We start from the raw sequence: 17,812 nt of genomic DNA on the forward strand, positions 1-17,812 counted from the left end.
CTATGAGGGTCGCGGGGCGACGACGTCGCGGAAGGAACCGACACGTCGGTCCCTCCCCCGAGCCCTCCCGCAAGCGGGAGGGGAGAAGAAAGACTCAGCGCCCGGACAGCTGCTCCAGCGCCGGTCGGATGCCGGACAGGTCGTAGCCCGCCCCCGCGCCCTTCGCGACCAATGCGTCGGGCTCGCCGCCCTTGTACGCCGTGGCCAGCGCCCAGAGGTTGCACGAGCGCGTGCCGGAGCGGCAGTACGCCAGCACCGGCCCCTGGGCCGAACGCAGCGCCTCGGCCATCGCCTCCACCTGCGCCATCGAGAAACCGCCCGGGGTCACCGGGATCGCGGTATAGCCCAGCCCTGCCGCCTCGGCCGCCTCGGCGATCTCGGCGCCGCTCGGCTGGCCATATTCCTCGCCCTCGGGGCGATTGTTGATGATGTGGGCAAAGCCCGCCGCCGCGAGCGCGGGCACGTCCTCGGGGCGGATCTGCGGGGCCACCGAGATGCTTTCGTCGATCTTGTTGGGCATGGCAGGTCCTTCTTCTGGTTCCAGCGCGAGGCTGTAGCGCGCCTGCCGGGCAGGCGGAAGCCGATCAGAACTGGCGGAGGACGTTCAGGAAGTCCTGCCCATAGGCATCGAGCTTGCGCGCGCCGACACCGGAGAGTTGCCCCATCTCCGCCAGCGACGATGGGCGCACCATCGCCATGTCGCGCAGCACCGAATCATGGAAGATCACATAAGGCGGAAGGCCCGTCTCCTGCGCGATCTCGCGGCGCTTCGCCCGCAGCGCCTCGAACAGCGGGTTGCCGACCGGGTTCGGCACCGAACCCTTCGCCCCGCGGCGACGCCGCTCGCGCTTGGGCGGCAGGACCAGCTCCAGCTTCGCCTCGCCCTTGAGGATCGCCCGCGCTTCGGGGCCAAACTCCAGCCCGCCATGTTCGTTGGTGCGCAGCGCATCGCGCAGCAGCAGCGCCCGCGACACCGGCTTGAGCATCGCCACCTCATCGCCGTCGACGATGCCGAACACCGAGAGCTTCTCATGCCCGTTCATCAGGCTGCGCTCGCTCGAAACCCCGGTAAGGATGCCCTCGATATAGCCGACGCCGTAGAGCATCCCGGTGCGGAACACCGCGGAGAGGAATTTCTGCGCGGTCACGCTCGCGTCGATCGCCGCGGGCGGATGGAGGCAGTTGTCGCAATTGCCGCAGGTCTCGGGCGCATCCTCGCCAAAATGCCGCAAGAGGATGCGGCGGCGACACCCCGCCGTCTCGACCAGCGCACCCAGCGCCGTCAGCCGCGCGCGCTCGCCGGGCTGGCGCGAGGGCTCGACCTCGCCGATCCGCTGGCGGGCGCGCGCGAAATCATCGGCGCCCCAGAAAAGATGCGCGACCGACGGATCGCCGTCGCGGCCGGCGCGGCCGGTTTCCTGGTAATAGGCCTCGATCGACTTAGGCAGCCCGGCATGCGCGACGAAACGCACATCGGGCTTGTCGATTCCCATGCCGAACGCAACCGTGGCGACCACCACCATGTCCTCGCTTGCGACGAACTGCGCCTGGTTGCGGCGGCGCACCTCGGGATCGAGCCCGGCATGATAGGGGAGCACCGGTCGCCCGGTCTCCGCTGCCAGCTTCTCGGCGAGCTGCTCCACGCCCTTGCGGGTCTGGGCATAGACGATGCCCGGGCCGGGGTTCTCGGCAACCACGTCGATGATCTGCCGCGTCGTGTTCTCGCGCGGGGCGATATGGTAGCGGATGTTCGGCCGATCGAAGCCGGCGACGATCAGGCCGTCTTCGGGAATGCCCAGCTGTTCGAGGATGTCGGCGCGGGTATGCGCGTCGGCGGTGGCGGTCAGCGCCAGCCGCGGCACCTCGGGGAAGCGATCGAGCAGCGGGCGCAGCAGCCGGTAGTCGGGGCGGAAATCATGCCCCCATTCGGACACGCAATGCGCCTCGTCGATCGCGAACAGGCTGAGCGGCGCCTGGGTCAGCAGGTTGCGGAATCCCTCGCCCGAGGCGCGCTCGGGCGCGATGTAGAGCAGGTCGAGCTGGCCGGCGCGAAAGCGCTCGATCGTCTCCGCACGATTGTCGTCGACGCTGGTAAGCGTGGCGGCGCGGATGCCCACCGCCTCGGCGGCGCGCAGCTGGTCGTGCATCAGCGCGATCAGCGGGCTGACCACCACGCAGGTCCCCTCCAGCATCACCGAGGGCAGCTGATAGGTGAGCGACTTGCCCGCGCCGGTGGGCATCACCGCGAGCGTGCGCCGGCCCGCCATGACGCGGTCGACCACCGCGCCCTGCACGCCGCGAAACGTGTCATAGCCGAAAACCCGGCGGAGATGTTCAATGGAATCGGGACGCATGGCTGCCATCAGACTGCCCGGCAAAATGCTTGCACTGTCGAGCAAATGTTAACTTGTCCTACTGTAGTAGCCCGAATGGGCCGGGGGGCGCAAACGTACGAGGATGAAAACGATGCCACTTGAGCCCGATGAACCTGCCCGCATCGCCGAGCTCAAAGGCTATGGCGTCCTTGATACGCCGAACGAGGCGGAGTTCGACGCGATCGTTCGCGAGGCTGCCGCGGCGCTGGGGGTGCCCATCGCGCTGATCTCGCTCATCGACGAGAACCGGCAATGGTTCAAGGCGCGCGTCGGGTTGGAGCCGCAGGAGACGCCGCGCTCCATTTCCTTCTGCACCCATGCGATCCGCGGGCCCGATGTGTTCGTGGTCAACGACGCCAAGGCCGATCCACGCTTTTCGGAGAACCCGCTGGTCACCGGCGACCCCAATATCCGCTTCTATGCCGGCGCACCGCTGCGCACGTCCACGGGCAAGCGGATCGGCACGCTGTGCGTGATCGATCGCATGGCACGCCCCCAGCTGACCGAGGAGGATATCGCGCGCCTCACGCTTCTCGCCGACAAGACGATGGAGGCGCTGGAGCGCCGCCGCCAGCGCCGGAATGCCGCCGACGCGGCCTGATCCGAAACAACCACCCACAGATTTCGTGGGGCGCACCCTTGCCGCTGCCCCCCCTGATCCGGCAAAGCGGCGGCGATGACCGTCAGCGTGGACATGGGCGTCGACGGCACGGGCAGCCCCGTGCCGGTCGATCTGGAGGAGTTGCTTGCGACTCGATTGCTCGTCCAGGGCAATTCCGGCTCGGGCAAGTCGCATTTGCTCCGCCGCCTGCTCGAACAGTCCGCGGGGCATGTCCAGCAGGTGGTGATCGATCCCGAGGGCGATTTCGTCACGCTCTCCGATCGCTATGGCCATCTCGCGATCGAGGCGGTGGACCATAGCGAGCGCGACGTCGCCCGCTTCGCCGCGCGCATCCGCGAGCATCGCGCCTCGGTGGTGCTGAGCCTGGAAGGGCTGGAGGCGGAAGGCCAGATGCGCTGCGCCGCCACCTTCCTCAATGCGCTGTTCGACGCGCCGCGCGACCATTGGTATCCGGCGCTGGTGGTGGTCGACGAGGCCCAGCTGTTCGCTCCGGCAGGCGGCGGCGAAGTGGCGGAAGAGGTGCGCCGCGCCTCACTTTCCGCGATGACCAACCTGATGTGCCGCGGCCGCAAGCGCGGGCTGGCCGGCGTGATCGCGACGCAGCGGCTGGCCAAGCTCGCCAAGAACGTGGCGGCGGAAGCGTCGAACTTCCTGATGGGCCGCACCTTTCTCGACATCGACATGCAGCGCGCCGCCGATCTGCTCGGCATGGAACGCCGCCAGGCCGAGGCGATCCGCGACCTCGCCCGCGGGCATTTCCTCGGGCTCGGCCCGGCGATCACGCGGCGGCCGGTGGCGATCCGCATCGGATCGGTGGAAACCAGCGCGCGCAGCTCGTCGCCGAAGCTGACCCCGCTGCCCCAGGCGCCGACCGAAGAGATCAAGGACCTGCTGCTCGCCCCCGCCGAGCCCGAATGGGTGCCCCCGGCGCCGCCGCCCGCGCCCAGCTATGCGCATTCGGAGACGATGCTCGAGGCGCTGGCCCGCTCGGTGCCCGCGCCGATGGAGGTGGAGCCGGACCGCGACCCGGCGGAAGTCGCCGGCCTCGTCGCCGATGTGCTGCGCGCGATCGTCGAGGACGAGCAGTCGATGCTGCGCTCGCCTTCGGTGCTGTACCAGGATTTCCAGGTGCGCTGTCGGATGGTAGGGCTGAATCGCCCGCCGCTGGACCTCTCCGGCTTCGTCCGCCGCCTCTCGGCGGCCCGCGCCGGCATCCATGGCGATCCCGACGAGGATTGGGCGCAGGCGCTCGAGGCGGCGCGGGCGCTGCCCGACGACATGCTGGGCCCGTTCCTGCTCGTCGCCAAGGCGGCGCGCGAGGGGCTGCCCTGCCCCAGCGATACCGATATCGCGACCAGCTACGGCACCAGCTCGCTGGGCCGCGTACGGCGGCTGATGCAATATATCGAGAGCAAGGGGCTGTTCGTCACCCGCGTCGACCTGTCGGGCAAGCGCTCGATCACGATTCCCAGGCTCGGCTGGACCACGCAGGCGTCGGACGGCTGAGGCTCAGCGGCGGTGCAGCCGGGCGTTGAGCGCGAACATGCACAGCGCCCAGACCGCGCCGAAGCACCAGCCGGCCAGCACGTCCGACGGCCAGTGAACGCCGAGGAAGACGCGGCTGCACCCGATCAGGAGCACCAGCAGCACGGCGAGCGCCAGCAGATAGGCGCGCGCCCAGCGGCTCGCCTGGGTCCGCGCGACCATCACGCCGAGGGTGAGATACACCGCCGCGGCGATCATCGCGTGGCCGCTGGGGAAGCTGGCGCTGGAAACCTCTGCGAGATGCGGCACCACGTCCGGCCGGGGACGGTGGAGGAAGAGCTTGAGCAGCGCGTTAATCACCGACGCACCGATCAGCGATCCGCCGAGCAGCAGCGCCTCGGCGCGCTTGCCGAACGCGGCCAGGAAGATCAGCGTCGCGGCGCCCGCGAGCCAGAGGACGGTGTAGCCTCCGAGCGCGCTGATATCGATCGCCGACTGGAGCAGCCAGGCCGGGCCGATCGGGGTGCCGAGGTCGCCAGGGCGGCGCAAGGCCAAGAGCAGCGCGGGGTCGAACGCGAACCCGCTGGCGAAACGCAGGCAGAGAAAGGCCGCAAGTCCCGCCAGCGACAGGCCCAGCAGGGCAAGCGCCGGCCACAGCCATTGGCGGTTGGACGGTTGAAGCGGGTTGGAATCGGCCATGCTGCTCGCGTTTTTGAAGGCGGGAGCGCTACTGCATAGGCAGCTACAGGGCGCAGCGCCTCAAAAAACCATCGTCATCCCCGCGAAAGCGGGGATCCATTCGCCTGTGCGCTGGGGGTAAAGTACCGCAGCATCAGCGCCAATGGATCCCCGCCTTCGCGGGGATGACGTGGTAGGACCACCGCGACAGAGCCCCCGACGGCGAAGAAGGACTCACCCCTTCGGCCCGCGCCCTTCCAGCATGCCCGGCGCGATGAAGCCGATCGGCTGGATCGAGGACGCCTGCTGCTTCAGCTTGCCCTGCATTGCCTCATACTCGTTCTCCATCTCCGGCGTGACGGTGGCACGCGAGTCCTTCAGCGCCTCCTCGAAATGCGCCATCGTCACCTCTCGGGTGGCGAGCGACTGGCGCAGTGCGACCAGGCCGGCCCGGCGGACCACGTCTTCCAGGTCCGCGCCGGTATAGCGCTGCGTCTGCTCGGCGATCGAACCCAGGTCGACGTCCGCGGCGAGCGGCATCTTCTCGGTCTGGATGCGCAGGATCCGCTCGCGGCCGGCCTGGTCGGGTACGCCGACATAGACCAGCTCGTCGAACCGGCCCGGGCGCAGCAGCGCCGGGTCGATCAGGTTTGGCCGGTTGGTCGCGCCGATCACCACCACGGACTGAAGTTCCTCCAGCCCGTCCATCTCCGCGAGGATCGTGTTGACCACGCGCTCGGTCACCTGCGGCTCGCCCATCGCGCCGCCCCGGGCGGGGACCAGCGAGTCGAGCTCGTCGATGAAGATCACGCACGGCGCCACCTGGCGGGCGCGGGCGAACAGCCGCGCGATCTGCTGCTCGCTCTCGCCATACCATTTGCTCAGCAGGTCGCTCGACTTGGTGGCGATGAAGTTCGCCTCCGCCTCGCGCGCGACTGCTTTCGCCAGCAAGGTCTTGCCGGTGCCCGGCGGGCCATAGAGCAGGAAGCCCTTGGCCGGCCGAATGCCGAGGCGCCGGAACGCGTCCGGATCCTTGAGCGGCAGCTCGACGCCTTCCTTGAGCCGCATCTGCGCATCGTCGAGCCCGCCGACATCCTCCCAACGAACCGTCGGCGCCTGCACCATCACTTCGCGCATCGCCGAGGGCTGGACGCGCTTGAGCGCCTCCAGGAAATCGTCCCGGGTGACCGACAGCGTGTCGAGTACCTCGGGCGGGATTGTGCCTTCCTCAAGGTTGAGGCGCGGCATGATCCGGCGCACCGCCTCGATCGCCGCCTCGCGGGTGAGGGCGGCGAGGTCGGCACCGACGAAGCCATAGGTGGTGCGCGCCAGCTCGCCCAGATCGACATCTTCAGCCAGCGGCATGCCGCGGGTGTGGATGCCCAGGATCTCGCGACGACCTCGATCGTCCGGTACGCCGACGACGATCTCGCGATCGAAGCGGCCCGGCCTGCGCAGCGCCTCGTCGATCGCCTCGGGGCGGTTGGTCGCGGCGATCACCACGATGTTGGCGCGCGCCTCCAGCCCGTCCATCAGCGTCAGCAGCTGGGCGACGAGGCGCTTCTCGGCCTCGCCGGTGACTTGGCCACGTTTCGGCGCGATCGAGTCGATCTCGTCGATGAACACGATCGAAGGCGCGTTCTTCGCCGCTTCCTCGAACACCTGACGCAGCCGCCCCTCGGATTCGCCATAGGCCGAGCCCATGATCTCCGGCCCGTTGATCAGGTGGAAGCTGGCGTCGCTTTCGTTGGCGACCGCGCGCGCGAGGCGGGTCTTGCCGGTGCCGGGCGGGCCGTGGAGCAGCACGCCCTTGGGCGGATCGACGCCCAGGCGCTGGAACAGCTCCGGATAGCGCAAGGGCAGCTCGACCATCTCGCGCAGCTGGTCGATTGTCGCGCCCATGCCGCCGATATCGTCATAGGTCACGTCGGCGCGGCGGCTTTCGCTCGCCTCTTCATATTCGGTGCGGAGCTCGACCTCGGTATGCTCGTCGATATGCACCACGCCGCGGGGCACGGTGGAGAGCACCGTCAGGCGGATCTCCTGCAGTGCATAGGCGGGGGCGCGGACGAATTGGGCAACGTTGGGCGGGACATCCGCACGCTGATGGCCGACGGTTGCAATCGTGTCGCCGGCGGTAAGGGGACGCGTGAAAAAGGTGCGCTTCAACGCCTCGCCGGTGCCGCGCAGGCGCAGATTGGCCTGGGCGGGGCCGAACACGACGCGCGTCGCCGGCTTCGAATCGGCGCGGCGCACCTCGACGAAATCGCCCGAGCCGACGCCGGCGTTGGCGCGCTGGAGCCCGTCGATGCGAAGCAGCTCCAGCCCTTCGTCTTCGGAATAGGGGAGTACGGCACGCGCAGGCGTGGTGCGCTTGCCGACAATTTCGATCACATCACCCTCGGTGATGCCGAGCGCGCCCATCAAGCTGCGTGGAATATGGGCCAGTCCGCGGCCGCTGTCTTCGGGACGCGCATTGGCGACCTGCAGCCGCCTTGCGCGGGATTCGTCATCGGCCATTCTGGATTCCTTCGTGGCGGTAGGCACGAAAGCTAAGAACGGCGGAGGCAAAAAAAAGGGCCGCCTCAAAAAGGGCGGCCTTGGAAAGTTTTAGGAGAGGATGCCTGAAAGGCACCCCCTATGTGCGGTGCGGCACGATTTTGTGCAAGTGCGAAAATTACACCGCGTAGATGCATGGCTTGCAATCGCGATTGTCTAAGGCGATATTCTCCATCAGCGGAGAGGGCAGTGGGGAAAGGCGTTGCGCTTTTGCCAGCCCTTTGCTGCACCGCACCAATTGAAAGACACGGATCGATGCGTCGCCTACCGCCGCTCACCGCGATCGAAGCCTTTGTCCAGGTCGCCCGCCTGGGTTCGATCAAGGCCGCCGCCGAGGAACTGGCGCTGTCTTCGCCCGCGCTGAGCCGGCGGGTGCAGGCGCTCGAACGCTTTATCGGCAAGCCGCTGTTTGAACGCCGTCATCAGTCGCTGCGGCTGAACGATGATGGGGAACGCTTGCTGGGGCTGATCGCCCCCGCGCTCGACACGATGACCGACGCCATCGAGACGATGACCAGCGGCAGCGAATTGCTGCGGCTCCGGCTGGGCGTGCTGCCGCTCTATGCGACACAGCAGCTGCTGCCGCGCCTGCCCGAGCTGAAGCAGCGCCACCCCGAACTCCACCTCGATGTGGATACCGGCAGCCATGGCATGGCGCGGCTGGGTGACGGGCTCGATGCCGCGATCGTCATCGCCCGCGACATCGATCCCGGCTATTATTCGCGGCGGCTGGATCGCAACCGGGTGCATGTGATCGGCGCGCGCACGCTGGTGGAAGGCGCCAATCCGGTCCGCGATCCCACCGATCTGTCGCGCCTGACGGCGCTGGTCCATCGCGAAATGCCGGAGACCTTCACCGCCTGGCGGATGGCGGCGGGCTATCCCGATCTCGAGCCGGCCGCGATCGACCTGTTCGACTCGGGCAACCTGATGCTTGAGGCCGCCGCCCAGGGACTCGGCGTCGCCTTCATGCTCGAGTCGCACTACCAGTCCGCCCGCGACGAGCGGCTGGTGCAGCTGTTCGATCTGACGGTCGAGAGCCATTACAGCTATTGGTTCGTCTGCCGCCCACGCGCACTGACGCTGCGCCCGGTGCAGCTGTTTCACGACTGGCTGATCTCGGCGATGGGCGCGGATTTGCTGGACATGCCGCGGGCCTGACCCTGCCTCTTTGGGCAAAGTCAATGGAATGGGACGGGCAGATCGCCTACATGAGCCCAATGTCGCCGCTCACCGCCTTTCTGATCTTCTTCGCCACCGTGCTCGGCATGGAGCTGTTCGCCTATGCCGCGCACCGGTGGATCATGCACGGCCCGGGCTGGTTCCTGCACGCCAGCCACCATCGCCCGCGTTCCGGCAACTGGGAGCTCAACGATCTGTACGCCGCGATCTTCGCGGTGCCGTCCTTCGTGCTGCTGCTGGGCGGCGTGCAGCTTGGCTGGTGGCCGGGCTATACCTGGATCGGGGCCGGTATCGCGGCGTACGGCGCGATCTATTTCGGCTTCCACGACCTGATCGTCCACAAGCGGATCCGCCACCGCTACATCCCCCGTTCCAGCTACATGAAGCGGATCGTTCAGGCGCACCGGCTCCACCATGCCGTGCACACCCGCAAGGGCACGGTTAGCTTTGGCTTCCTCTACGCGCCCAAGCCCGAATCCCTGAAGGCGCAGCTTCGGAAGAGCGGCGTTCTGACGCAAGCCAGCACCATCCCGGATTGACGACGCCCGGCCTTGGACCCACATCCATGGGCCTATGGAACAGCTGAATCTTTCCGAGTCCGAATGGCGCAAGCGCCTCACCCCCGAGCAGTTCCACGTGCTGCGCGAAGCGGGCACCGAGCGCGCATTCTCGGGCCGCTACAACGACAACAAGGCCGACGGCATCTATCGTTGCGCCGCCTGTCAGCTCGAATTGTTCGACAGCATCGACAAATATGACTCGGGCTCGGGCTGGCCCAGCTTCACCCGGCCGGTGGCGCCGGAGCATGTGACCGAGCATGCCGATACCAGCCATGGCATGCGCCGGATCGAAGCACGCTGCGCGCGCTGCGACGGTCATCTTGGCCATGTCTTTCCCGATGGACCGCCGCCGACCGGCCTGCGCTACTGCATGAATTCGGTAAGCCTCGACTTCCGGCCGCGCGCGGCAGGAGCTTCGGCCGCCTGATCCTTGTGGGAAGCCCCGCAAGGCTGTAATCGACCACGCCGTACATGGCCGTGAAATCGAAAATCGCAGCTGCGCCCTGGTGGCGCCGGGGCTCCTTCTGGAAGAAGTTCTTCCTCTGGTCGTTGATCAGCGGCATCGCGGTGGCGCTGATCGCCTTCATCGCGCTGGTGATCGCGGTCTATTCGGCGCGCTCGACGCTGCCCAGCTTCGACGAGATGAAGTCCTCGCCCAACGGCCAGATGATCCGCGTCCATGCGGTGGACGGCACGGTGCTGGTCTCGCTCGGGCCGAGCTATGGCGAATGGATCCGGTACGGCCAGATTCCGCAGGCGATGAAGGACGCGATCATCGCGACCGAGGACCGCCGCTTCGAATCGCACTGGGGTGTCGATCCGATCGGCGTAGCGCGGATCTTCTGGGTAGCCAAGCGGCTGCATGACGAAGGCCGGCGCCTGCAAGGCGGGTCCACCATCACCCAGCAGGTGGCGCGCACCATCTTCCTCTCGAACAAATACAGCGTTACCCGCAAGATCCGCGAGGCGATCCTTGCACTGGCGCTCGAGCGGAAATTCTCCAAGCAGCAGATCCTCGAGCTCTACCTGAACAAGGTCTATTTCGGCGGCGGCGCGTACGGCATCGACGCGGCGAGCCGAAAATTCTTCGGCCATCCTGCGACGACTCTTTCGCTCGGCGAATCCGCCATCGTCGCTGGCCTGGTCAAGGCACCCTCGCATTACTCGCCCACCGCCGATGCCGAGGCCGCAGTCGACCGCGCGACGGTGGTGCTCAAGCTGATGGCCGACGCCGGCAAGATCAGCGCGGCCCAGGCCAGCAGCACCGATCCGCACGCGGTGCAACTCGCGCCCGAGCCCAAGCAGAACAGCGTCCGCTATTTCACCGATTGGGCGCTGCCCCAGCTGGAGACGCTGATCGACGAGACCGAGGCGCCGCTCGACGTGTGGACGACGCTCGACCTCAACATGCAGCGCAGCGCCGACCAGGCGATCCGCGTCAACGCACCCGACGGCGCGCAGGGCGCGCTGGTCTCGATCGACCGGGACGGTGCGGTACGGGCGATGGTGGGCGGCAAGGACTATGTGTCCTCGATCTACAACCGCGCGACCCAGGCGCAGCGCCAGCCGGGCTCGTCGTTCAAGCTGTTCGTCTATCTCGCGGCGCTGGAAGCCGGGCACAAGCCCGACGACATCGTCGTCGACGAGCCGGTGACGATCGATGGCTGGAGCCCGCGGAACGATTCGCGCCGCAACAGCGGCCCGATCACGATCCGCACCGCCTTCGCCTATTCGGTCAATACGATCGCGGCGAAGTTTGGCCAGGAGGTGGGCTTCACCACCATTGCCGATATGGCCCGGCGCTTCGGCCTCACCACGCCGATCAACACCCAGCCGGCGATGGTGCTCGGCACCTCCAATGTGCGCCTGATCGACATGACTCGTGCCTTTGCCTCGGTGGGCAATAACGGCGTGGCGGTGACACCCTATGGCATCACCCGTGTGACCGCGAACAATCGCGTGATCTACCAGCACGAGGTGGATACCAGCCACGTGCTCGTCGCCAATTATGTGGCGGCGCAGATGATCGACCTGATGCAGACGGCGGTCGCCACCGGCACCGGCCGCGCGGCGCAAATCGGACGACCTGTCGCGGGCAAGACCGGCACGACCAGCTCGAACAAGGACGGGTGGTTCATCGGATTCTCCAGCGGCCTCACCACCGGCGTGTGGATGGGGCGCGACGACGCCAAGGTGGTGCCGGGCCTGCAGGGCGGCCGCGCGCCCGCACGCGCTTTCCACGACTTCATGATCCAGGCGGTCGCCAACCGGCCGGTCGAGCAGTTCGAGACGCAGTTGACGCCGCCCGACAATATGCTGGAGCCCGACGAGGACGCCTATGGCGCACCCGACAACGGCATGATGGTGGACGAGGACGGCAACCCGATCGTGCAGCCGCCCCAGGTGCCTGTGGAGCCGCAGGACGGCGAGGACATGGATGCCGCGCCTGCTCCCGCGCAGCAGGGAGGCCGCCCGGCCCCCGTCCAGCAGCAAGGCGACCGGCTCGACCGTGACTGGATCAACCGGATGACCGGCCGACCTCCGGCCCAGCAGCAGCAACCGGGTCGCCAGCCGCAGCGCCCGCCTGCGCCGCAAAACCAGCGACCCAACGACGAATACTGATCGCCTGGCGCGCCTCCCGGTCGCGGGCGCGCTTTGCTATTCCCGCCCCACCCAGTGCAGCCCGGCGCCGTGCGTGCGCAGCCAGTGCCGGTGCGGCGTCGGGTCGGCGCCGTAGAGCTGTTCGACCAATGCGTGGAAGTCGGGACCATGGTTCATGTGCACCCGGTGCGCGACTTCATGCGCCACAGTGGCCCGACGCACCGCGCTGGGTGCGAGGATCAGCCGCCAGCTGTAGCGGATCACGCCCGTCGACGCGCAACTGCCCCAGCGACTGCGCGCATCGCCGATCGCCACCTTGGTGACCCGCACCCCGGCCAGCGCAGCATAATGCGCGGTATCCGCGCTCAGCACCCGCAGCGCCTCGGCGCGGAGCCAGCGCTCCACGCGGCGGGGAAGCCCCTCCTCGGTGCCGCCGCAGAGGAGCTGGTCACCGTCGCGTCGCACGCTGCGCATCCCCGCCGCCGGCCAGACGATGGTCAGCACACCGTCCTCGAACGGCACCTGTGCTCCCGCCATGAAGGGTTTGCCGCCCGGCAGACGGTCACGCTGCGCGGCGATCCAGCCCTGCTGCTCGCTCACCCATTGCATTGCCTTAGCGAGCGACGCGCGCGGCGGGATGGTCAGCCGCACCTTGCCGTCGCGGGGATCGATGGCGAGCCGCATCCGCCGCGCACGGGGATGGCGGATCACTTCGAGCCCTTCGATCAAAGGCGCCGATCCGTCATGTGATGTTCGAGATCGCCGGCATCGTCCTCGGAGATGGTCCAGCCGCGCGTCGACTCGCCGGCCTTGTGCACCGCCTCGCGATCGCCCGAGACGAGATAGTGCCAGTCGGGCAGCTTCTCGCCGTTCGCGCGGAGGCGATAGGCGCAGGTGCTGGGCAGCCATTCGATGTCGGCGACGTTGCGTGTCGTCAGCCGCACGCATTCGGGCACATAGGCGCGACGATGCTTGTAATCCCTGCACAGGCCCATGCGGCGATCGAGCAGCTTGCAGGCGACGTTGGTGGCGAACAGCTCGCCGGTCTCCTCGTCCTCCAGCTTGTGCAGGCAGCATTTGCCGCAGCCGTCGCACAGGGCTTCCCATTGCGCGCGGTCCAGGGCCTCCAGCGGCAGATCTTCCCAGAATTTGATGGTCAACGCACCCAATGCTCGAGCTCGGCGACGATCGCCGGGGGATCCTTTTCCAGCGGCAGGCTGGTGATCGGTTTGCCGTCCGGCCCCATCAGATAGGCCACCTGCGTGTGGCCCATCAGATAGCCTGACGGCGTCGGCTGCTTCATATAGGCGACGGCATAGGCCTTCGCCACCTGCGCGATCGCCTGCGGGGTGCCGGTAAGGCCGATCAGCCGCGGGTGGAAGTTGCCGACATATTCCTTCAGCTGGGCGGGCTTGTCGCGCTCGGGATCGATGGTGATGAACAGCGGCACGATCTTCTGCGCGGTCCGGGGCGCCTGCTTGTCCAGCGTGCGCAACGCCGCGCCGATCTTGGTCAGGTCGGTCGGGCACACGTCCGGGCAATAGGTGTAGCCGAAATAGACGATGCGATATTTGCCCGCGAAATCGGCATCGGTAACGGTCTTGCCGTTCTGGTCGACGAGCGTGAAGGGTCCGCCGATCCGCGCGCCCGCTAGGGGCGGCTCGCCGGAGCCGCTTCCGCCGCATGCCGAGAGCATCAGCATTGCAGCAGGTATCAACGCTCGAAACATGCTGTTCATGGTATCCACCGCCAGTCTTTGCTAGGAAGCCGGTCGCATCCGTCGCCAGTATCGAAGGTACCGATCCAGCAATGACGCTCCGTCTCGCCTCTGCCGCCGCCGCCGCGGCGTTGTTTCTCCTGCCGCTCCCCGCACTCGCCCAGGGCATGGGCCAGCCGCGCGAGAGCATCCAGTTCCTCGACGCGATCCGTAAGCAGGACGGGAACAAGGTCAACGAGTTCCTGCGCGACAAGGCGCTATCGATGATCAACGTCAAGGATCCCTATGGCACCGGCGAGGCAGCGCTGCACATCGTCGTGAAGCGCCAGGATCCAACCTATCTTTCCGTTCTGATCAACCAGCCGGGCGTAAACCCCAATATCCAGGATCGCGACGGCAACACGCCGCTGATCTTCGCCGCCGGCCTTGGCTGGGGCCCGGGAGTGGACGCGCTGATCGCCAAGAAGGCCAATGTCAATCTGGCGAACAATGGCGGAGTCACGCCGCTGATCCGCGCCGTGCTCGCGCATGACGCCGAGGTGGTGAAGAAGCTGCTCGACGCCGGCGCAGATCCCGATCGCGCCGATTTCGGCGGCGGGCTTTCGGCACGGGAATATGCCACGCGCGAAACCCGCTATCCATCGATCGCCAAGCTGCTCGCCGATGCCCCAAAGCTCGGCCGCGCCGCGGCCGCAGCGGGCCCGAAGCTCTAAGCCAGGGTCAAAAACCGTCGGCGACGTCGGGGTCCAGCATGCCCAACAGCCTTCGCCCCGCCCGGCGGGCGAAGGCGAGCGTGGCCTTGCGGCGGGCAGGAGCGGCGAGCGGCACTGTCGCCGCCTCGCGTGCCACTGCGGCGTCATAGCGATCGGCCACGATCAGCCCGGTGCGTTCGGGCAGGAAATGCGGCTGGTCGAGCGGCCGCAGATCGAACCCTTGCGGCACCGCCCAGAAAAACCTATCGCAGTGCCCCAGATATTCGGGCCATTTGGCGTCGCCGAGCAGATCCGCGCGCGACACCTTGATCTCGACGATCACGATATTGCCGCGCGCATCGAGTGCCATCAGGTCCACGCGCCGGCCGCCCTCCAGCGGCACCTCGCCGATGGCCACGCAGTCGTGTCGCAGCAGCATCCGGCACACGCCACGCACGACATCGGCAGCGACCAGCGCTTCGGCTTCCGGGGTCATGGCAGGTGGCAAGGGCGTATGCGCGTTCATCACGGGAACGTAGAACATTTCACGAACGCAGAAAAGCCGCCGAATCGCTTCGGCGGCGTTTCAGGCGCTGCGGGCCGGAGCCCGATCAGCGGTAGAAGATGTGATTCCCCACGGTTGCGACCGAAGCGCGACCCTGGGCACCGTTGACGTAGCGCGCATGGAAATAGAGCGCGTCCCCGGCCGGACTTTCCCACAGATTCTTACGGGCGACCTGCGCCACCGCGAGCGCGCGGCGCCACTGGGCATTGGCCGGCGGCGTCGGGAGCTTGCCGCGACGAACGAACGAGAACTGGCCCTTCTGGGTCACCACCGAGCAGACCGAGCCGGGAAACCGGCCAGAGGTACTGCGGTTGAGGATCACGTCGGCAACAGCGAGCTGGCCCGACAGGGGCTCGCTGCGAGCCTCGAAATAGACGCCGGTAGCGAGGCAGCGGAGCTCGCGATCCTCTTCGAGCGCGGCGATGTCCTCCTGCGCAGCGACTGCATCGGAGAGGCTGGCATATTCCGGGGTGGCGTCGTCCTCGGCATCGGAACCCTGCTGCTCGACCGCGGCCTGGGGCGCGGGAACCTGCTGGGAAGCAAGGACGTTCTGTACCTGAGCCGGTGCGGGCTGCACCGTTGCCTGGACCGGCGCTTCCTGCTGCGGAAGCGGGCTCAGATTGAGCGTGGCGGCATTCGCAAGTGCGCCAGCGCAAAAAGTCACAGCTGCGAAAGTCGCAGCCCGTGGCAGAAACTTCATTTCAAATCTATATTGTGCGGTTGGCGTGCGATCGGCCGCTGCTCGCGAGGAGACTGGACCGCCGGACATACCCCCCGACTGCGTAACCGATCGACTTCACACCCCGAACGGCACAACGCGAATTGACGTGGTGAACCCTTTCGCGGGCGAAGGCCGCACTGTCAACAAAGGTTCATCGTTTCAGCGGCGAACCGTTCGGCGCCTGCGATATCCAGTTCTACGACCCAGAGATCGCTGTCGCGTTCGCGCCGCCGCCGCCAGTAGGCGCTTGCTTCCGCCTCATCGGCCAGGACCCGGGGGCCGGAAGGGAGCAGCGCGGCTACGCCATCAGGCCCCACGCCACGTTCGACGAAGCGTGGATCGGCGCCACGCTCCAGCAGCAGCAGCAGGATAGCACCCGAGGTCGCATCGCCTCTGGCCAGCACCATTGCCGAGCCGCCCGCGCCATCGGCCCGCCGCACCAGCGCGCTCACCAGCATCGCGCTGGTCAGCCGCGCCGTCATGCGGTGCGATAGCCGGGCAGGGTGGCGAGCGGGATGCGCGAACGCATGAAGGTGCCGGTGCCCCGCGCGGCTTCCTCACCATTGGCGTCGATCAGTCGCGCTTCCGCGACAAACACGCGGCGCTGACCGCTCACCCAGCGGCCTTCCGCGATCACCGGTCCCTGGGGCAGCGGCCTGGTGAGCAGCAGGTTGAAGGCGGTAGTCAGCAGGAAGCGATCGGTGACCAGGCTGTTCGCCGCATAGAAGGCGGCGTCGTCCAGCATCTTGAAGTAGCTGGTGCCGTGCGTGGCCCCGGCGGCGTGAAAATAGCGCGGATCCACCTCAAAGCGGATGCGCGCGAACCCCGCCTCCGGGATCTCCAGCACCGAGGGAAAAAGCTGATTGATCGGTGCCGCGGCGTATAGCGACTCGAGGGACCGATAATGCGCCTCGGCCCCGGTCGGGGCCGGGCTAGGCGGCGTCACGCGCCTCTACCCCGGTGAGGAGCACGTAGAGCGCATCCTTCGAGCCCGCACCGCGCAGCTTCTCCGCGAAGGGGCGCTCGCGCAGCCGGCGTGATACCGAAGCGAGCGCCTTGAGATGCTCGGCCCCGGCGTTGGTCGGGGACAGCAGCATGAACATCAGGTCCACCGGCAACTCGTCGACCGCGCCGAAGTCGATCGGCTGTTCCAGCCGTGCGAACACGCCGCACACGCGCGGCAGATCGTCCAGCCGCGCATGGGGAATGGCGATGCCGCCGCCGAAGCCCGTCGAGCCCAGCCGCTCGCGTTCGGCCAGTCGCTCGGCCACCAGCTTGGCGTCGACGCCGTAGGTCGCCGCGGCAGCGGCACCAAGCTGCTGGAACAACGCCTTCTTGTTGCCCGCCGTCACGCCGGCGAGCACCGCCTCCGGCACGAGCAAATCGCTCAAATCAGTCATTACTCGTTCCAAAGAAGCGGCTGCCCGCCGGCAAACCGGCGCCTTACGCCGGTGCGCGGTTGGGCTCAACCCAGCCGATCGTCCCGTCGCCGCGGCGATAGACCATATTATAGGCGCCCGTGCCGCTGTTGCGGAACAGAAGCGCGTTGGTATTGCGCAAGTCGAGCATCATTACTGCGTCCGAAACGGTGGCGTCGGGGACGTCGACACGAGTCTCCGCGATCACCAGCGGCGCGTCGGCGACTTCCTCTTCCTCACGCGTTTCCTGGAACAAGGTATAGCCGGCATTGTCGAAGCCATTGTCGTAGGCGCCGCCTTCGGCCAGCGCGATCACCTCGGTCGGGCGTCGGTCCTTGAGGCGTCGGACATAGCGCCGCAGCTGCTTGTCGATACGGTCCGCCGCGCCGTCGAACGCGCCATGCGCTTCCATGCCGCTGTTGGTCGCCTTGAGCACCAGGCCCTGCGTCACGTGCATCACGATGTCGCAGGTAAAGCCGTTGTCGTGCGGGCCCTTGCCGAAGGTGATCTGCGAGGAGATGGCGCGGGAGAAATATTTGTCGGCGATACCCTGGACCCGATCCGTCACCTGCGTCTTGAGCGCTGCGCCCGTATCGACCTGATGCCCCGAGATCCGGATATCCATAATGTACCTCCA

At 67.3% G+C, this 17,812-nt stretch carries 20 protein-coding genes; 7 read left to right on the plus strand and 13 right to left on the minus strand.

Features of this window, described 5'->3' with window-relative positions; genetic code table 11:
- Positions 1-94: 94 nt before the first annotated feature.
- Together S2M10_RS09430 and recQ are read right to left on the minus strand one after the other, a co-directional pair.
- Complete coding sequence (locus tag S2M10_RS09430) at positions 95-520, minus strand: TIGR01244 family sulfur transferase (RefSeq protein WP_168845807.1); 426 nt, start codon at positions 518-520, stop codon at positions 95-97.
- A gap of 64 nt (positions 521-584) precedes the next feature.
- Positions 585-2,354, minus strand: coding sequence for a DNA helicase RecQ (gene recQ, locus S2M10_RS09435; protein ID WP_168845861.1), 1,770 nt, complete (start codon positions 2,352-2,354; stop codon positions 585-587).
- 112 nt (positions 2,355-2,466) lie between these two features.
- Between recQ and S2M10_RS09440 the strand changes: the two genes are divergently transcribed.
- Both S2M10_RS09440 and S2M10_RS09445 read left to right on the plus strand, forming a co-directional pair.
- Complete coding sequence (locus S2M10_RS09440) at positions 2,467-2,976, plus strand: GAF domain-containing protein (protein ID WP_247650722.1); 510 nt, start codon at positions 2,467-2,469, stop codon at positions 2,974-2,976.
- A 75-nt stretch (positions 2,977-3,051) separates the two neighbouring features.
- Positions 3,052-4,503, plus strand: a complete 1,452-nt coding sequence (locus S2M10_RS09445) for an ATP-binding protein (RefSeq protein ID WP_168845809.1) — start codon at positions 3,052-3,054, stop codon at positions 4,501-4,503.
- Between the two features lie 3 nt (positions 4,504-4,506).
- On the opposite strand, the gene S2M10_RS09450 is transcribed toward S2M10_RS09445, so the two are convergent.
- Positions 4,507-5,181 (minus strand): phosphatase PAP2 family protein, encoded by a 675-nt coding sequence (locus tag S2M10_RS09450; protein ID WP_168845810.1) that lies wholly within the window; start codon positions 5,179-5,181, stop codon positions 4,507-4,509.
- Between the two features lie 213 nt (positions 5,182-5,394).
- Complete coding sequence (locus tag S2M10_RS09455; protein ID WP_168845811.1) at positions 5,395-7,680, minus strand: CDC48 family AAA ATPase; 2,286 nt, start codon at positions 7,678-7,680, stop codon at positions 5,395-5,397.
- A 294-nt stretch (positions 7,681-7,974) separates the two neighbouring features.
- Between S2M10_RS09455 and S2M10_RS09460 the strand changes: the two genes are divergently transcribed.
- Genes S2M10_RS09460 through S2M10_RS09475 form a run of 4 tightly spaced genes read left to right on the plus strand, consistent with a single transcriptional unit; the run spans position 7,975 to position 12,083 of the window.
- A complete protein-coding gene (locus S2M10_RS09460) occupies positions 7,975-8,880 on the plus strand; it encodes a LysR substrate-binding domain-containing protein (protein WP_168845812.1) in 906 nt (301 codons plus the stop codon).
- Between the two features lie 59 nt (positions 8,881-8,939).
- Positions 8,940-9,440 carry a sterol desaturase family protein gene (locus S2M10_RS09465; RefSeq protein ID WP_168845813.1) on the plus strand — a complete coding sequence of 167 codons (501 nt, stop codon included), beginning with the start codon at positions 8,940-8,942 and terminating at the stop codon, positions 9,438-9,440.
- Positions 9,441-9,474: 34 nt separating this feature from the next.
- The gene (gene msrB, locus S2M10_RS09470) at positions 9,475-9,888 is read left to right on the plus strand and encodes a peptide-methionine (R)-S-oxide reductase MsrB (RefSeq protein WP_168845814.1); all 414 of its coding nucleotides are present in this window, start codon (positions 9,475-9,477) and stop codon (positions 9,886-9,888) included.
- A 44-nt stretch (positions 9,889-9,932) separates the two neighbouring features.
- A complete protein-coding gene (locus S2M10_RS09475) occupies positions 9,933-12,083 on the plus strand; it encodes a PBP1A family penicillin-binding protein (protein WP_168845815.1) in 2,151 nt (716 codons plus the stop codon).
- A gap of 36 nt (positions 12,084-12,119) precedes the next feature.
- Here the strand turns inward: S2M10_RS09475 and S2M10_RS09480 are convergent, their stop codons facing one another.
- From S2M10_RS09480 to S2M10_RS09490, 3 genes are read right to left on the minus strand one after another with little or no spacing between them, the layout of a single operon-like run.
- Positions 12,120-12,791 (minus strand): SprT family zinc-dependent metalloprotease, encoded by a 672-nt coding sequence (locus S2M10_RS09480; RefSeq protein WP_168845816.1) that lies wholly within the window; start codon positions 12,789-12,791, stop codon positions 12,120-12,122.
- The gene (locus S2M10_RS09485) at positions 12,788-13,231 is read right to left on the minus strand and encodes a YcgN family cysteine cluster protein (RefSeq protein WP_168845817.1); all 444 of its coding nucleotides are present in this window, start codon (positions 13,229-13,231) and stop codon (positions 12,788-12,790) included. Before S2M10_RS09485 ends, S2M10_RS09480 begins: the two co-directional genes overlap by 4 nt.
- On the minus strand, positions 13,219-13,800 hold the full coding sequence (locus S2M10_RS09490; RefSeq protein ID WP_168845818.1) for an SCO family protein: 582 nt from the start codon (positions 13,798-13,800) through the stop codon (positions 13,219-13,221). The genes S2M10_RS09485 and S2M10_RS09490 overlap by 13 nt, the downstream gene beginning before the upstream one ends.
- 71 nt (positions 13,801-13,871) lie before the next feature.
- Here S2M10_RS09490 and S2M10_RS09495 point away from each other — a divergent pair, with 71 nt between their 5' ends.
- On the plus strand, positions 13,872-14,492 hold the full coding sequence (locus S2M10_RS09495; RefSeq protein ID WP_168845819.1) for an ankyrin repeat domain-containing protein: 621 nt from the start codon (positions 13,872-13,874) through the stop codon (positions 14,490-14,492).
- 7 nt (positions 14,493-14,499) lie between these two features.
- Here S2M10_RS09495 and S2M10_RS09500 read toward each other — a convergent pair whose 3' ends face one another.
- The 6 genes from S2M10_RS09500 to raiA all read right to left on the minus strand — a co-directional run bounded on the left by S2M10_RS09500 (position 14,500) and on the right by raiA (position 17,800).
- Positions 14,500-14,967: an MmcB family DNA repair protein gene (locus S2M10_RS09500; protein ID WP_168845820.1), complete on the minus strand. Its 468-nt coding sequence runs from the start codon at positions 14,965-14,967 to the stop codon at positions 14,500-14,502.
- 115 nt (positions 14,968-15,082) lie between these two features.
- A complete protein-coding gene (locus S2M10_RS09505) occupies positions 15,083-15,700 on the minus strand; it encodes a cell wall hydrolase (protein ID WP_348770565.1) in 618 nt (205 codons plus the stop codon).
- 197 nt (positions 15,701-15,897) lie between these two features.
- Entirely contained in the window at positions 15,898-16,239 is a 342-nt protein-coding gene (locus tag S2M10_RS09510) for a DUF1491 family protein (protein ID WP_168845822.1), read from the minus strand.
- Positions 16,236-16,703, minus strand: a complete 468-nt coding sequence (locus S2M10_RS09515) for a PaaI family thioesterase (protein WP_168845823.1) — start codon at positions 16,701-16,703, stop codon at positions 16,236-16,238. The genes S2M10_RS09510 and S2M10_RS09515 overlap by 4 nt, the downstream gene beginning before the upstream one ends.
- A complete protein-coding gene (locus S2M10_RS09520) occupies positions 16,690-17,157 on the minus strand; it encodes a PTS sugar transporter subunit IIA (protein ID WP_168845824.1) in 468 nt (155 codons plus the stop codon). Before S2M10_RS09520 ends, S2M10_RS09515 begins: the two co-directional genes overlap by 14 nt.
- A 43-nt stretch (positions 17,158-17,200) precedes the next feature.
- On the minus strand, positions 17,201-17,800 hold the full coding sequence (raiA, locus tag S2M10_RS09525) for a ribosome-associated translation inhibitor RaiA (RefSeq protein WP_168845825.1): 600 nt from the start codon (positions 17,798-17,800) through the stop codon (positions 17,201-17,203).
- Between the last annotated feature and the right edge of the window lie 12 nt (positions 17,801-17,812).

The organism is Sphingomonas sp. S2M10 (assembly GCF_012650175.1).
Classification (GTDB): Bacteria; Pseudomonadota; Alphaproteobacteria; order Sphingomonadales; family Sphingomonadaceae; genus Sphingomonas.

Excerpts from the sequence above, each read along its gene's own strand:
- S2M10_RS09440 (WP_247650722.1), top strand. The coding sequence starts at position 2,467 with ATGCCACTTGAGCCCGATGAACCTGCCCGCATCGCCGAGCTCAAAGGC.
- S2M10_RS09510 (WP_168845822.1), bottom strand. The coding sequence starts at position 16,239 with ATGACGGCGCGGCTGACCAGCGCGATGCTGGTGAGCGCGCTGGTGCGG.
- S2M10_RS09490 (WP_168845818.1), bottom strand. The coding sequence starts at position 13,800 with ATGAACAGCATGTTTCGAGCGTTGATACCTGCTGCAATGCTGATGCTC.
- S2M10_RS09455 (WP_168845811.1), bottom strand. The coding sequence starts at position 7,680 with ATGGCCGATGACGAATCCCGCGCAAGGCGGCTGCAGGTCGCCAATGCG.
- S2M10_RS09445 (WP_168845809.1), top strand. The coding sequence starts at position 3,052 with ATGACCGTCAGCGTGGACATGGGCGTCGACGGCACGGGCAGCCCCGTG.
- S2M10_RS09465 (WP_168845813.1), top strand. The coding sequence starts at position 8,940 with ATGTCGCCGCTCACCGCCTTTCTGATCTTCTTCGCCACCGTGCTCGGC.
- S2M10_RS09475 (WP_168845815.1), top strand. The coding sequence starts at position 9,933 with ATGGCCGTGAAATCGAAAATCGCAGCTGCGCCCTGGTGGCGCCGGGGC.
- msrB (WP_168845814.1), top strand. The coding sequence starts at position 9,475 with ATGGAACAGCTGAATCTTTCCGAGTCCGAATGGCGCAAGCGCCTCACC.
- S2M10_RS09500 (WP_168845820.1), bottom strand. The coding sequence starts at position 14,967 with ATGACCCCGGAAGCCGAAGCGCTGGTCGCTGCCGATGTCGTGCGTGGC.
- S2M10_RS09460 (WP_168845812.1), top strand. The coding sequence starts at position 7,975 with ATGCGTCGCCTACCGCCGCTCACCGCGATCGAAGCCTTTGTCCAGGTC.
- S2M10_RS09495 (WP_168845819.1), top strand. The coding sequence starts at position 13,872 with ATGACGCTCCGTCTCGCCTCTGCCGCCGCCGCCGCGGCGTTGTTTCTC.
- S2M10_RS09450 (WP_168845810.1), bottom strand. The coding sequence starts at position 5,181 with ATGGCCGATTCCAACCCGCTTCAACCGTCCAACCGCCAATGGCTGTGG.
- recQ (WP_168845861.1), bottom strand. The coding sequence starts at position 2,354 with ATGCGTCCCGATTCCATTGAACATCTCCGCCGGGTTTTCGGCTATGAC.
- S2M10_RS09520 (WP_168845824.1), bottom strand. The coding sequence starts at position 17,157 with ATGACTGATTTGAGCGATTTGCTCGTGCCGGAGGCGGTGCTCGCCGGC.
- raiA (WP_168845825.1), bottom strand. The coding sequence starts at position 17,800 with ATGGATATCCGGATCTCGGGGCATCAGGTCGATACGGGCGCAGCGCTC.
- S2M10_RS09430 (WP_168845807.1), bottom strand. The coding sequence starts at position 520 with ATGCCCAACAAGATCGACGAAAGCATCTCGGTGGCCCCGCAGATCCGC.